The sequence below is a fragment of the Borreliella bissettiae DN127 genome, from assembly GCF_000222305.1.
Classification (GTDB): domain Bacteria; phylum Spirochaetota; class Spirochaetia; order Borreliales; family Borreliaceae; genus Borreliella; species Borreliella carolinensis.
This window is the reverse complement of record NC_015903.1, coordinates 1-12,824: the sequence shown is the minus strand read 5'-3', so window position 1 is coordinate 12,824 and position 12,824 is coordinate 1. Positions and strand designations below refer to the sequence as shown.

The 12,824-nt window shown below is 32.0% G+C and carries 18 protein-coding genes; all 18 read right to left on the bottom strand.

The features are described 5' to 3' along the window. Positions 1-13 precede the first annotated feature (13 nt). Genes BBIDN127_RS04450 through BBIDN127_RS04365 form a run of 18 tightly spaced genes read right to left on the bottom strand, consistent with a single transcriptional unit; the run spans position 14 to position 12,759 of the window. Positions 14-559, bottom strand: coding sequence for a DUF777 family protein (locus tag BBIDN127_RS04450; protein WP_014017456.1), 546 nt, complete (start codon positions 557-559; stop codon positions 14-16). A gap of 13 nt (positions 560-572) precedes the next feature. Further along, the gene (locus BBIDN127_RS04445) at positions 573-1,523 is read right to left on the bottom strand and encodes a DUF693 family protein (RefSeq protein WP_014017455.1); all 951 of its coding nucleotides are present in this window, start codon (positions 1,521-1,523) and stop codon (positions 573-575) included. Positions 1,524-1,526: 3 nt separating this feature from the next. Next, positions 1,527-2,168, bottom strand: coding sequence for a DUF792 family protein (locus BBIDN127_RS04440; RefSeq protein WP_014017454.1), 642 nt, complete (start codon positions 2,166-2,168; stop codon positions 1,527-1,529). 31 nt (positions 2,169-2,199) lie between these two features. After that, complete coding sequence (locus BBIDN127_RS04435) at positions 2,200-3,852, bottom strand: DUF759 family protein (protein WP_014017453.1); 1,653 nt, start codon at positions 3,850-3,852, stop codon at positions 2,200-2,202. 7 nt (positions 3,853-3,859) lie between these two features. Continuing rightward, positions 3,860-4,096 (bottom strand): DUF1322 family protein, encoded by a 237-nt coding sequence (locus tag BBIDN127_RS04430; protein ID WP_014017452.1) that lies wholly within the window; start codon positions 4,094-4,096, stop codon positions 3,860-3,862. Beyond that, positions 4,093-4,548 (bottom strand): DUF1473 family protein, encoded by a 456-nt coding sequence (locus tag BBIDN127_RS04425; protein ID WP_014017451.1) that lies wholly within the window; start codon positions 4,546-4,548, stop codon positions 4,093-4,095. Before BBIDN127_RS04425 ends, BBIDN127_RS04430 begins: the two co-directional genes overlap by 4 nt. Positions 4,549-4,563: 15 nt before the next feature. Beyond that, positions 4,564-4,992, bottom strand: a complete 429-nt coding sequence (locus tag BBIDN127_RS04420) for a DUF1463 domain-containing protein (protein WP_014017450.1) — start codon at positions 4,990-4,992, stop codon at positions 4,564-4,566. A 13-nt stretch (positions 4,993-5,005) separates the two neighbouring features. Then, on the bottom strand, positions 5,006-6,118 hold the full coding sequence (locus BBIDN127_RS04415; RefSeq protein ID WP_014017449.1) for a DUF787 family protein: 1,113 nt from the start codon (positions 6,116-6,118) through the stop codon (positions 5,006-5,008). Then, complete coding sequence (locus BBIDN127_RS04410) at positions 6,099-6,668, bottom strand: DUF764 family protein (protein WP_014017448.1); 570 nt, start codon at positions 6,666-6,668, stop codon at positions 6,099-6,101. The genes BBIDN127_RS04415 and BBIDN127_RS04410 overlap by 20 nt, the downstream gene beginning before the upstream one ends. Beyond that, positions 6,665-7,054 carry a hypothetical protein gene (locus BBIDN127_RS04405; RefSeq protein WP_014017447.1) on the bottom strand — a complete coding sequence of 130 codons (390 nt, stop codon included), beginning with the start codon at positions 7,052-7,054 and terminating at the stop codon, positions 6,665-6,667. The genes BBIDN127_RS04410 and BBIDN127_RS04405 overlap by 4 nt, the downstream gene beginning before the upstream one ends. Then, positions 7,042-7,425, bottom strand: a complete 384-nt coding sequence (locus BBIDN127_RS04400) for a DUF1506 family protein (RefSeq protein ID WP_014017446.1) — start codon at positions 7,423-7,425, stop codon at positions 7,042-7,044. The genes BBIDN127_RS04405 and BBIDN127_RS04400 overlap by 13 nt, the downstream gene beginning before the upstream one ends. After that, entirely contained in the window at positions 7,425-7,880 is a 456-nt protein-coding gene (locus tag BBIDN127_RS04395; protein WP_044055005.1) for a DUF3890 domain-containing protein, read from the bottom strand. The genes BBIDN127_RS04400 and BBIDN127_RS04395 overlap by 1 nt, the downstream gene beginning before the upstream one ends. A gap of 19 nt (positions 7,881-7,899) precedes the next feature. Continuing rightward, positions 7,900-8,859 (bottom strand): hypothetical protein, encoded by a 960-nt coding sequence (locus tag BBIDN127_RS04390; RefSeq protein ID WP_014017444.1) that lies wholly within the window; start codon positions 8,857-8,859, stop codon positions 7,900-7,902. A 21-nt stretch (positions 8,860-8,880) separates the two neighbouring features. Next, positions 8,881-9,453, bottom strand: coding sequence for a DUF228 domain-containing protein (locus BBIDN127_RS04385; protein WP_014017443.1), 573 nt, complete (start codon positions 9,451-9,453; stop codon positions 8,881-8,883). Between the two features lie 29 nt (positions 9,454-9,482). Further along, the gene (locus BBIDN127_RS04380) at positions 9,483-10,250 is read right to left on the bottom strand and encodes a DUF228 domain-containing protein (protein WP_014017442.1); all 768 of its coding nucleotides are present in this window, start codon (positions 10,248-10,250) and stop codon (positions 9,483-9,485) included. A 7-nt stretch (positions 10,251-10,257) separates the two neighbouring features. Further along, the gene (locus BBIDN127_RS04375; protein WP_014017441.1) at positions 10,258-10,815 is read right to left on the bottom strand and encodes a DUF228 domain-containing protein; all 558 of its coding nucleotides are present in this window, start codon (positions 10,813-10,815) and stop codon (positions 10,258-10,260) included. A gap of 11 nt (positions 10,816-10,826) precedes the next feature. Then, positions 10,827-11,519 (bottom strand): DUF1357 family protein, encoded by a 693-nt coding sequence (locus BBIDN127_RS04370; RefSeq protein ID WP_014017440.1) that lies wholly within the window; start codon positions 11,517-11,519, stop codon positions 10,827-10,829. 16 nt (positions 11,520-11,535) lie between these two features. Further along, positions 11,536-12,759: a phage portal protein gene (locus tag BBIDN127_RS04365; protein WP_014017439.1), complete on the bottom strand. Its 1,224-nt coding sequence runs from the start codon at positions 12,757-12,759 to the stop codon at positions 11,536-11,538. Between the last annotated feature and the right edge of the window lie 65 nt (positions 12,760-12,824).

Here is a 12,824-nt window from a genome sequence, read left to right as displayed (position 1 = left end):
TATTTAGCAAAAATTACTTAAACAAACTATTAATATCAGAATTAATTTGAGCGGTTGCTATTTTTAAGCTTGATTCGTCAATTACTGAGTCCCCTATAATTTTTATACCATTGATAGCACTCACAATGCTCTTGAGAATTGTTTTTAAGCTAGTTGTTTGGTTAGCTATTTCAATGTTATTGTTTGCTTTAATTTTAACAGTATCAGAAATTAGATTTAAAGTCTTTGGGCTAATTGCACTAAGTATATAAAAATGATGTTTGTCAAAGTGAATATCGTCATTTTTATCAAAAATATTAACGCTTGATTGAAGTAGTAGAACGCAATCACCTTTTGATAGTTCTAAACTGATATTAGAGATATTTTTTGTGTGAATCTCTAAATCTTCAAATTCGGGTATTGTAACTACGGCTTCTTGAGTTTGTTGATTAAAATCCTTTACAGTACCAATTTTAATTATAAAAATGTTTGAATAAATCCAATTTTTAACGTCCTCTTGTGTCAATGTATTTCCATAAATACGCTGGCCCATTCTGTAAATTGCATAGTCAATATCCATTCTAACTCCTTTATTACGCAGGCATCGGTGCAAAATTAGAGGCGTCATATAACTTAAGTGTTAATGAACAATCCCCTGTGTTACTAAGTCTTGCACTTGTTTCTAATATAGTGTTTTTGACAACTTTTCCTAACCCATCCCTAAAAGAAACTTTATCACCAACTCTTAGCTTATGTGTGAAAAATATTTGAGCGTTCCAATATATACGCCTTATCTTGAATTCAGGATCGATATCAATTTCTTGTTGTGGTATAAATTCAAGGCCATAATCTTCTAATGCCTCGTATTGAATATTTTTACCCTTTTGTTTGTAATTAGTAAATATAAAATTGCATTCAATTTCCAAATTGTGATAGCCAACATCAATTATTATGTTATTAACGTAGTTTCCTTCTTTTATTTTTTCAATAAACTCTTTTGGTGTTGGGGCATAAAAATTTTTGTCAATGATTTTAAGACGATCTTCTTTGTCTATATTAATAATATTGCGATTGGGAAATACAGATTCTATTGCTTCTTGTACTGTCTTACCCTTGAAGTTTTTGTTCTCTAATTCTCGATTAAAGAAATTGCTTTTAGTTAATAGACGAACTTCGAGTTCCACACCAAAATCCCCACCGGGATAATCAGTACTCATAGGGGGTTCTAAAGTGCCTGCCATTATGAAATCAAAATTTTTTTCATAAGCAAATTTCTTATAATATATTTTTACTATATCTCCTTCTTTAATGTCGTCGGTGAAATTTAGGGGTAAGTTCCAAAGTACAATTTTTGCTTGTTTGGAACTTATAGTATTTAATTCTGATGAAAACCTATTAGATATAGAAATATCAACATGAATTCCATCTTGTGTATTGATTATAATTTTAGGAATTTCTTTTGGAAAAGGAGTTCCATCAATTGATTTTTTTGATGTATCTACATTGTAAAATTCAATTTTAAAATCATAATGTAGTAGCAACATTTTTTATCCTTTATATTTTTCCAATGCAAATGTTTTCACTATTTGCATTGATAGGCTAACTTCAACCTCATCAATGAAAGGAGTGTCTTTAAACGAAAGGCTCGTAATTACAGCTAATTCTTTTAGGCCAAAAGTTGGACTGTAGATACTAAAAGGAACTTGCGCTTGTATTCTATTGGCTAGTTGTTCTTTTGCAAGATGAGCGTCAAAACTTAGTAGAGTGTTGCCAAAAACAGTCATTTTGAGTAGAGAAAGCATATCCTTATATAAGGATGTGAGTATTCCCCCGTTTAATGATATATGTTCACCAGTCATTACTGGATTGTAGCTGACATATTCCGCTTTTCTATCATAATAATTGATAACCGGTCTTTTAGAACAACTGGTATTGTAAGTGCGTGTTATGAGTTCGTTTTTTGGTTTTATAAAAAACAATTGAGGAACATATCCAAACCCTTTTAGATCCATTCTTGGAAATAACACCAAAAAGTTATCTGCGCCAAAAAGAGCAAATATTTGGGTTATTACATCTCTTATTATTCGAGTAATCTCTCTGATTTCTTTCTTTTCAATATCATTGATTTTTTCCTTAATTTTTTTATTTTCAAGATTATTATTGATAGCAATTTTTTTGTTAATTTTCATAAGAATTCCCTTTTTATCTAATTTTTCTCAATCAACGTTTTCCCAACCAATATGCTATTTTTTGCACAACCGGGTTATTAACAAACATATTAATTAAATTTTTAAATGGCTGAAGTATAGGATCCATAATGGCTGAAACTATGTTGCTTATAATTCCAGTAAAGCCTTCTTTATTATATGTATTGATCATTGACTGGACCCAGTCAATGAGTCTTGAAGCGCCTTCAAGCACTGGCTGCATACCCGTAGTGGTCACATCCATAAGGGATTGTTCAAGTTTGATCATATTGCTATCAATCTTTTCCTTTTCCCCGGCAAATTCAGTAAGTTTAAAAGAATGGAAATCCGCAGCCACTTTTTGTAATTCAGTAAGTCTAAATCCAAAATCTTTGTGTATAACGGTTTTTTGAAAGTTATCTTTGGCCGCTTGTGTATATTTCCAGCCGACTTTTTTGCCTACCATAATCTTATAAAGCATGTCTCCATTTTCTCTAAGATAATCATCAATAGCCGCTGCAGCCTCTTGCATGCTTGCCTGACCGCTAGATACAAGCTCGGCCATAAAATTTCCCGTATTTTCTAAATTAGTTCCATTTAACTTATTCATTTCTGTTAGAGTGCCCTTGACTAGAGTAAAATGACGCAAAAATTCTTCTTTTTCTAAGTCACGCTCAAATCCTTTCTTGCCGTGAAAAATACCCTTAATATTTTCTTCTTCATCCCCCATAAGTATTTTTCGTTGTTGTGTTGTATAAAATGCGGTATTGAGTTTTTGAGCTTTTTCTTTTTTAGAAACTGCTTCAACTGATTTTTTAATAAATCCTGTAATAAATCCAAAAAACCCACCGCCGACTTTACTTATAGCATTGCCAATGACATTTCCAAGAGCACTACCTATTGCAATTTTGGCAACAAGTCCTTTTCCTTGAGAGGCTGCTAGCATTTTACTTTTTGCTTTTGATCCCTTTGCAAGTTCTTTATACTCAAGGCACCTTTTGTCTCTATCAGACATTAAAGATCTTTTAAAAGCCTCTTTTCTAGCTTTCTCAAACCCCATGCCCTGTTTCATAAGCTTTTTAGTTTGTGTAAGTCTGTATTTCTCAACACGCTCTCTTAAGCTTTCAAATTTAGATTGTCCGTTAAGTTCTTTTTTCTTGTCCGACAAATTATTTTTTACAATATCTTTAGTACTCCCCAAACTAGATTTTTTAGGTTTAAGATATTTTTCCATTTTGGAAATATCTTGTTCGATAGCCTTTTTAGTTTGTGTAAGTCTGTATTTCTCAACACGCTCTCTTAAGCTTTCAAATTTAGATTGTCCGTTAAGTTCTTTTTTCTTGTCCGACAAATTATTTTTTACAATATCTTTAGTACCCCCCAAACTAGATTTTTTAGGTTTAAGATATTTTTCCATTTTGGAAATATCTTGTTCGATAGCCTTTTTAGTTTGTGTAAGTCTGTATTTCTCAACACGCTCTCTTAAGCTTTCAAATTTAGATTGTCCGTTAAGTTCTTTTTTCTTGTCCGACAAATTATTTTTTACAATATCTTTAGTACTCCCCCCCAAACTAGATTTTTTAGGTTTAAGATATTTTTCCATTTTGGAAATATCTTGTTCAATAGCCTTTTTTGTTGCTGCATGATCAAGAATCCCTTTAAATTTAATGGTGAATTTGTCGCTCACTAAGCCCTCACTTGCTTAAAATTAACTCATACAATTCTTTTTCTAATTTAATCTCAGCAAGTCTATTGACCTCTAAAAGCTCGTCATAAGGCAATTTTTTAACCGAATCGTATGAGCAAATATTCATAATTACTGGAAAATAATATTTATCGTTTCTTATCTCGTCAAGCAAGTTAAAATACTTTTTTCTAGTCTCATTAATACTTGCAATAGCTTTATCAATGTCTTTATTTCTTTTGCTCATTTAGCAACCAGTTCATTAGAATTTGATGTAATTGATGAAAGCGAAGTGGCTACTTTTTCATAATCAAAATTTTCATTGATATAATCAAAAGTAACAAAATCACCAACATTATTTTCATACTCACTTAAATATACTAAAGCGGGTTTTTTTAGATCATTGTCTAAATGAAAAGTATTAAATTGTGCAGTGTAAATTATTGCAACAAGATAGTCCTTATAATAGGAAATAAATTCTCTATTTTGATCCAAAATCAGATAGAATTCGTCTAAAAATGTTGGACTTATCATTAAGCTTGTGATTTGCCTTAAGTATTTAACCTCATTAAGCTTTAAAATAGCGTCGCTTTGATTAAATCCCAGTACACTATCCCATTCATAGACCGGTAATACTTTTAGGGGATATTCATAAGTTTTATTTTTAGTTAAAATTTTCATTTTATATCTCATTATCATAATAAGACTCTCCTTTTAAGATTTGTTTGGGTGGGTTTTTTGACAATTAATAGCCCTAATTTCAAAAGATACTTTTTCAGCTTCTGCAGAATAACTTCTTGAAGGCTCTTCAGTAAAAATTGCATAGTTAGAAATAATTTTAGTAGCAATTCTATCATTGAATGCTAAATCAAGCATTTTATCCTCTTTTCTCACGTCCATGTTGTGAAACTGTTCATCAGAAAGTTCAGTTAACAATCTATAGTCATGACTACCTAGTGTTACTTCAATGTTAAAAACATAAGTTATCGTTTTGGGATCTCTTAAGCTTATTACAGGCATACCTTTATCCTCACTACTAATCACTGCTCTTGTTGTAGGTTCGCTTGTAAGCTCTAGCTTGCCACTATGTAGCTGTGTGCCACCAATTGAAAAAAAAACTTCTCTTAAATCATAAAATTGCATAATTTTACACTCCTTATACGCTTAAACTATTTTGATAATCAACAATATCTTGAGTAGTAATTACTAAAGCAACAGCATTAATGCTAAAGTTATAAGTAATATTCACACTAAGTTCTAATTTAAGTTGTGGTGTAGGAGAAAGAGTAAGTCTTAAATTTTTGTACTCTATTATAAGCCCTCTATCAATAAACCGTTTAAGTAGGCATTCAATTGCTGAAGTATAAGCATTGTCTCTAGCTCCACTAAGCTGTAGTGCAGATAATTTGCTGTTTTGTCTATTATTTTTGTTCCAAATTCTGATAAGCTCAATAATTGCTTCATTTTTTATGTAATGATAAGTGAAAAGCTCATCTATTGAACTTCCAGCAAGATCAACCCCCTCTTTAAAAGCAGGCATACCATCAAGACCAGTTTCATTAAGAAGTGAATAAAAGTTAATTTTTGCAGTTCGTAACTTTCCAATTACAGTGTCGTCAACAAGCGGTGTAGCAGCCAGTGGCATACCATAAGGATTTACAGCATGGAAAATGCTTGCTTGATGTAAATATTGGCTTATAAATTTAAGGTGTAAATTGTCTTTATTATTGCTGTAAATAGCAATATTTCTTTCTTTTTCAGTATTACCTTTATCTTTAAATAGTTCTTTTATTTCTTGTTCTTTAGTTGAGAATACAAAAAAAGTTGAAGGCATTTTGAATTTATTATAGTCATCTTTGTAAATTTTAAGTCCATCATCCGATGCATCTCCCTCTGTATTAATAAGTACAACAAAAGTGTGCCTATGTATTTTAAGATAATTTTTTAGCTCTTCAGGCTTATCCTTATAAATGAAAAGATCGGTTGATTTTAATGATTCTTCGCTTGAATTGAAAAAATTTGACATTGCAGTTTTTAACAGTGTTTTTTCTTTTCCAAACTGATCTTGTCCATTTCCATTGTCTTTTTCCAAAGTTTCAATTTGTTTTTCATAATTATTAACGGTTAAATTCAATGTTATAAAGTTGGCAGCATCTTTATTAACTTTGATTTTAGCTGTTTTGTAAACCAAAAGTGGATTGTAATAATTGGGCCTGCTAGTCTGAATCCTAGAATCAAGCAAACTTACACTAATTGTATCTTGCGGCAATTTTGTATTCCTCCTTTAAAATTTCAATTGCTTTTACACTAGCATTGAATGCTACAGATGCACTGTATGCATGATTGCTATATTTTGTGCCTAAATTAATAAGCCCAACTGTTTGCATGTTAGATATTGGATAAATGTAAAGGTTAATTTTTCTAATATATTCGGGTTGAGACTGACTTTCTAAAGTATACTTATGGGCTCTATTGTGTAGAAAGTTGCTAAGCATACTATAAAGCACTAACATACGTGAATTAGCGTCAAAATCTTGAGCGTTTAACACTATCGCAATAATATATATTTGAAAATTTATACTAAATTCCAAAGCATTTTCATAAAATGCACCGGCTCTAGAATTATGATCAAATAGATGTTCTGTACCATCAAATTTCAATGCTATTATATTTGAGCTAGCAGCTGTGATTTTTGAAAGGTACGGGTGATTGTAAGTATTTATGATATCGCACTCAAAATTATTTTCAGTTGCATACGCCTTAAAACCCTTAAATATTTGGGTTAAATGATTTAATACCATATCTAAAGTTAAAATCATTCAAGTGTTACCTTATAAGTAATCTCTGATAACATTTTGGCTGTATCAACAAGTGGAATTGCTGCAGTGTTACTCCCTCTTTTATGCTTGCTTTTAATTGTATTAGCCTTTAAGGCTGGAGTGACTTGTGCTGATAATAGATAATTTTCATAGTACCTTATAAAAGCTTGTCCAATAGCCTCCATTCCCGATTTAGGGTCAAGATTAAACTTAGAATTTATATAGCTATTATTGATATATTCTCTAAACTCAGAACTACTAGCAATTTTGGTTAAATGTTTTCTTGCTGGTAAATTGCTGCTCCCTTTTTCATGCATTCTAGCAATTCCTGCACGACCACCAAACCACCCAATTTCCAATTCCATTTTAAATTCTAGCTTGTCCATATAAATTCCTTTAAAACCAAAGTAAAATATCCGATTGAAGAGTCAATACTAAATATTTCAAAGTAAACTAAATCTGCAATTGATATTCGGTCTTTAAGCTCAAAGTTAAGGTCTTGATATGTGTAAAGTTTAGAATACCCTTGAATATCAGACATATCAGAATCATAAAGCATTGCAAGTTCTTGTGGCCTTATGTCAATAATAACTCCTGCAAATTCAGTGTACTTATTTTTATCAAATACTCGCTGATAAGAGGAGTCATTCTCAAGCTTTACAACAGTGCCTTTATAAAACTTTAGAGGTTTAGGATCCTTAAATACGTTGATCATACGGAAAGACATATCTGAAAGTCTTTTTCTAACACCATTCATTAGACAACCCCCACACAAGATGGCGTTGAAGTTTCTCTTTTTAGTTTTTCTAAAAATGCATCGAGTTGTGAACAAAAATTCTTATTTGATCCACAGCCCCCCTCACCACCTTCTTCGCTCCCACTACTGCTAGGATAATAATCAAGTTCAAGTTCATTGAATTTTTCTTTTTTGATCCTATCAAATTCAAATTCTCGAACTACCCCTTGCTTTCTTAATTGACAACCCATGTGGTAGAAAGTAAGTAAAAATATTTGTTCATATGTCAGTGAACTAGCATCAATACCACGTGTTACTAGAATAGCTTGAAGTAGGGATAAATGAAGTAGAAAATTTTGCTTGCTTAGTGCAAATTGGTCTATCCCTAATAGCAATAACACTTCTGAATGGAGTTTTGTTACTAAAAGTTCTTCTTCTCCCTCGGCTTGTGCTTGTAAGTTTTCTTGTTCACTCATTTTCACTTACCGGATACTTTTAACTTTGCTTTATGTTAACTTGCAAAATAGTTTTTCTAGTAGCAAGTAGACCGCCCAAAACAAAATCAATGTATGAATGAGCAATATCAGTTGAGTCTTTGTCAACTTGTTCATTTGGTGTAGGTAGCATATACTTACTAGGTTTGAATTTAATAAGTTCTGAATTTAGTGGATAAATGAGTATTTTATGTTTTAGCAAGTTTGAAGTCTCAATATAAACATCTTCTCTATTATTAATAGCCTTAATAGTTTGAATCAAAACATCTTCCCATTTTTCACTGCTACTTGCTACACCCTGTGCTGCTGCGTATGGTTTTACAAGTTTAAGTGAAGTTGCGGGATCAACTATTACCATCATAGGTGTGGAAAATTCGTCTCCTAGTTCTAACTTTGAAAGTCCCTGTTCAATCTTTTCAAAGATTTTATCCATTTTATCTTTATCACCACTAGCAACTTCTTCTTTTATCTGCTCCGGCATATTAAGTAGTCCATACATATTCGGAAGTAGACGTTTTTGATTTTTCCCATCTTTTTGAATCGAAACAGTACCTGTTAGTACAAAGTGATTGATAAGCTTAATAATTTCACTACTTGCAAGCTTATAAGCTTGTGCAAAAGGAAGTAAATTATTATTAATGTCCCCAATATATGAGTCTGAAGTATAAAATTTCTCAGAAGCTTGTTTTAAATGTCTGAATTTATACTGTAATTTTAAATAATTAAGTCTTACCACCTCAGAACTAAAACCAATAGTTGAGATAGTATTAACCTCATTGGCAATTGTTGTAGGATTAGCATTTAGAAACGCGTCCCATTTTACGGTTTTTTGATATCCCATTTGTAGATCAACATCTTCAATTTGATCCGGCGAAAACCATTTATACATAATAGGATCTTTAACTTCTCCTATGATATTTGCCACGGCTTTTGCATAATAATTTTCATCAAATAATTCCATATTAAATCCTCCTAAATATTATTAATTTCTACTCATAGCTTTATTTCCAAATACAGCTACTTTTACTAAATAAACTTCATTGCTAATTTGCTTTGCATCAGATAATGCTGTTGCATTAATAGTTGCTTTATTTGGTGCTCCAGTAACCTTTTCAAGAGCGCCGTCTTTATTAAAAACAAGTTTGTCTTTTGTTTTAACCGTAGCGTCTTTTGCTACTAAGTAGCCCTCAAAATTATTTGTAATTGGTACAATAGTAGCTGTTTTACTAAATTCATCTATATCAATACAGATTCCATACAAGTCTTCACCACCACCAGCCTCAACATGTGGTTCATAATGATTTTGATTATCTTGCGCCTCTTGAATAACTCTTTTCACTCCACGCTTGTACGGATACCCCAAAAATGGATGATTTTCTAATTTATCAAACCTACTAGTTCTAGTGCCTCCAGAAGCAAAAAATTGTACGTTTTTGTCTCTAAATTCATTAGAATTGCTAAGCAAACTAGCGTCATGTTGGGGATTTTTCATAAACTTTTCGAGTTTACTTCTCTTCTCTTGATACTCTTTTACTAATTGCGTTGTATCTCCCATTTATTTACCTCCTTTTATTCGCTTAAGATTTAACCGCCATCAGGAATTACTATTTTCTCAAGGCTTCTATTGCCAAAAATTGCAACTTTTATCAAATTAATAGAATACTCTTGCCTAGGATATCTAGCTTGGTCTTGTGCCATATAATTCTCAGGCACAAAATTGATTGTAAATGAATCAGATAAAGCATATATGTTAATTGCGGTTGGTGGCCCACCTCCAGCCTTGATAATAACCCCGTTATTATTTATGTCTAGTATTTCTCCTATTTTTATACTTGGATTCCTTGTAACAAGGTACCCTTCAAAATTGTTAGTAATTGGCAATACATACGCGGTACAACTAAACTCACATACATCTACACATATCCCATACATATCAGTATCAGCTCCAACTTCTACATATATAGAGTTCTCTTTTGGAACAAGTTTAACCCCACGCTTGTATGGAAAACTGCTTTTTGGATCGTAAAGGTATTCTTCTATTTTGTCTGTATAGCTTGAACATGAAAATGAATATGCATCAACTCGCTCATTTTTAGATTTAAAACAGCTACTTGAACTGCTAAAAACCTTATTTTCAATTGAGCTCATAGATTTTACATATTTCTTGAATTTCAAAAGAATATCATCGAGTTCGTCAATTGACTCCAAATATGGGTCTTTTGCTTGTGCATCCTCAGCTTGTCTTGCTTGCCGTTTAGCCCTAGGAGCAGCGGAAACCTGTGCCTCTAAACCTAACTGCAGGTTATCAACAGCGTCAAGATTTTCAACTTGCTCGTTACCTTTTAAAGCCATAATTTAATTACCCTTTAATCGCTCTATTCCCAAATACACTGGCAAGCACTATAAATAAATCTTCTGTCAATTTATGTGCTTTTGATAGTGCTATTGCATTGACGGTTTTTTGACCCCCAGTGGCCTTTTCAAGTTCTCCATGTTGGTTAAAGTTCAGTTTATCTCCTGGATTTACACTATTTTGTCCATCTTTCTTTAGTGTTAAATATCCAGTAAAGTTATTTGTAATTGGTATAACAGTTGCCATACCGCTAAATTCATCTATATCGGAGCACACTCCATATAAATCATCTCCACCACCAGCCTCAACTTCTAGCTCTGTTGTTCCATCACCAAAACTAAGTTTTACTCCTCGCTTATACGGATACCCTTTAACGGGGTAATTTTCTATTTTGTCCTTACTGCTAGTAGACACTCCACCAGAATTAGAAAAAATTAGATTTTGGTCTCTAAAATCAATAGAATTACTAAGCAGCCCCGCGTCTTGTTGGGGATTTTTCATTAATGCTTTAATTTCTGCAACTTTTTTATCAAACTCTTGTTTGATTTTCGTTATATCACTCATTAAAAACTCCTTTAAGCAATACTTGTTCTTTTATGTCTTTTTAGATTTTCATAAAATTGAATTCGTCTTTGCTTGTATGTATTACTTATTGCTTGTACAAATTCTGTAAAATTAATTGGCACAAAATTAGAATCAAGTAAACTTGCTCTTTCTTCTGATTTGGCAACAATATTGCCCTTAATAGCGTCAACAGAAGAAGAATTGCTACTCGCATTTTTTCTTAATTTAATGTTCACTTTTGCTAAAGAAACAAGCTGTTCTAGTATCTCCCCATCGATATGACTTATATCTGACACTTTAGCAATAGCTTTAATTTGCTCAATTGGAACAAACTTGCGAACAAGTTCTCTGCGTTGTGCTTGCATAATGTCTTTCAGTGTGTATCCCTTTGCAAGTAACACTTCCTTATTGAAATGGTTGCTAAGATGTGCTTTTGCAAGTGTATCAATTTCATTAATTCGCTCAGCCTCTAGTAACAATTGCTTTTCAACACGCTCCCGCTCTTCAACTTCTGCAAGTTCTTTTGTTATTCGCTCATTTATACTTAAATCTCTACTTGTCTCTTTGGATTTACTGGTTGCTTGTTCTTTAAAGCGCAGGTACTCTTCAAATTCCTGCGCACTGATAACTTTAGTATCAGCCTTATTTTGCTGCTCCTCTTTATCTTGTGCCTGCAAGTTTTCTTTTTCTTCTTTCTCAATCACTTTTTAACTCCTTTTCTCAAAATGAGAATAATTTCTCTTTTAAAATCGCTAGCTCCTCATTATTAAATGCACTACTCTGTATAAGCTGGCTATATTTACTGTAAAGCTCAATTAGCTTTATATCTCTTTCCACCTTTTGTTCTTCACTTAACATAATCAGAGAATTAAACTTCATATCAAGCCCGAAATACTTCTTAAGCTTTAAGTTACAAGAGTTCTCAACTTGTTCTTGTACGCCTTTTAGAAAATCGTAATAATTACTCCTATCACCTTTACCATCATTTCCTAGTCCTTTAGCCTGTTCATTAAAACTTCTAGTTAAGGGTTCTTTAGTATCAGCACCAATCTTTGCCTTAATCAAAGCTAAAGCCTCCTTTAAGTAACTAAGATCGTATTTAATAACCTCTAAACTAGCACTGGGAGTAGCCGTATAAAACATTCCCTCATTATTTAGATTGCTTTTAAGCCTAGATAGCTCATGTGCTAATGAATCATTAAGGTTTCGTAAATTAGAAACATCTTTATTATGATTGTTTGTATTTTGTTTTCTCAAAAAAGAAGATAAAATGCCACTTCCCCTATCATTATTGCTCTGAGTAAGTGCACTTAAAGAAGTTGTTGCACTAGAAAGTGCGTCTTGTAGTTGTACTAAAGATTCATCTTTGTAAAACAAAAAATTGTGGTTTTCAATACGTCTTTCTATTTCAACGTATATCTTTTCAAATAAATAAATATCTAGCAAAAAGCTTTCGGTATAACACGGAACATATCTTTTTAAGATATAATCAAAGTTTTCATATATAATAAGTCGACTTTTATGTATTTTAACTGCATCTAAAGAATTGTTCTTATTGTTGGATTTTACTTTATAGGTTATATGATCAAAATCAACTCCCAAATCTCTTACATATTCATAATCAAGGTATTCAAAACCAATAGGTAATTCTATATTAACGGGTTGTTCGAGATCTATTAGGGTATCTTTGGTTTTTACTAAAACATAGCCAATCCCGTGAAAACGGTAGCTTATAATACAATTAAGCAGGGCATTCTTAAGCTGGACCTTTAACCTAGCAAGTTCAAGCTCGCTAACATTGTGGTCAGCGCTCTCAAGAACAAGCCCGTTCTTGAGACAATCTTCTGCTACATTTTCTATATAATTTCTAAAAAATATTGAATATTTATATAGTTCTAGTGAACTTATTTTATCTATTAATTTTGTTTTTTTTAAATCACACACCGTTTTACTTCTCTTTATTAAATTAGATGTATGATAGCAAAAACTAATATTTTTGTCAATAAAAT

Excerpts from the sequence above, each read along its gene's own strand:
- BBIDN127_RS04430 (WP_014017452.1), bottom strand. The coding sequence starts at position 4,096 with ATGAGCAAAAGAAATAAAGACATTGATAAAGCTATTGCAAGTATTAAT.
- BBIDN127_RS04375 (WP_014017441.1), bottom strand. The coding sequence starts at position 10,815 with ATGAGTGATATAACGAAAATCAAACAAGAGTTTGATAAAAAAGTTGCA.
- BBIDN127_RS04425 (WP_014017451.1), bottom strand. The coding sequence starts at position 4,548 with ATGATAATGAGATATAAAATGAAAATTTTAACTAAAAATAAAACTTAT.
- BBIDN127_RS04390 (WP_014017444.1), bottom strand. The coding sequence starts at position 8,859 with ATGGAATTATTTGATGAAAATTATTATGCAAAAGCCGTGGCAAATATC.
- BBIDN127_RS04400 (WP_014017446.1), bottom strand. The coding sequence starts at position 7,425 with ATGAATGGTGTTAGAAAAAGACTTTCAGATATGTCTTTCCGTATGATC.
- BBIDN127_RS04405 (WP_014017447.1), bottom strand. The coding sequence starts at position 7,054 with ATGGACAAGCTAGAATTTAAAATGGAATTGGAAATTGGGTGGTTTGGT.
- BBIDN127_RS04420 (WP_014017450.1), bottom strand. The coding sequence starts at position 4,992 with ATGCAATTTTATGATTTAAGAGAAGTTTTTTTTTCAATTGGTGGCACA.
- BBIDN127_RS04450 (WP_014017456.1), bottom strand. The coding sequence starts at position 559 with ATGGATATTGACTATGCAATTTACAGAATGGGCCAGCGTATTTATGGA.
- BBIDN127_RS04380 (WP_014017442.1), bottom strand. The coding sequence starts at position 10,250 with ATGGCTTTAAAAGGTAACGAGCAAGTTGAAAATCTTGACGCTGTTGAT.
- BBIDN127_RS04445 (WP_014017455.1), bottom strand. The coding sequence starts at position 1,523 with ATGTTGCTACTACATTATGATTTTAAAATTGAATTTTACAATGTAGAT.
- BBIDN127_RS04385 (WP_014017443.1), bottom strand. The coding sequence starts at position 9,453 with ATGGGAGATACAACGCAATTAGTAAAAGAGTATCAAGAGAAGAGAAGT.
- BBIDN127_RS04410 (WP_014017448.1), bottom strand. The coding sequence starts at position 6,668 with ATGATTTTAACTTTAGATATGGTATTAAATCATTTAACCCAAATATTT.
- BBIDN127_RS04395 (WP_044055005.1), bottom strand. The coding sequence starts at position 7,880 with ATGAGTGAACAAGAAAACTTACAAGCACAAGCCGAGGGAGAAGAAGAA.
- BBIDN127_RS04440 (WP_014017454.1), bottom strand. The coding sequence starts at position 2,168 with ATGAAAATTAACAAAAAAATTGCTATCAATAATAATCTTGAAAATAAA.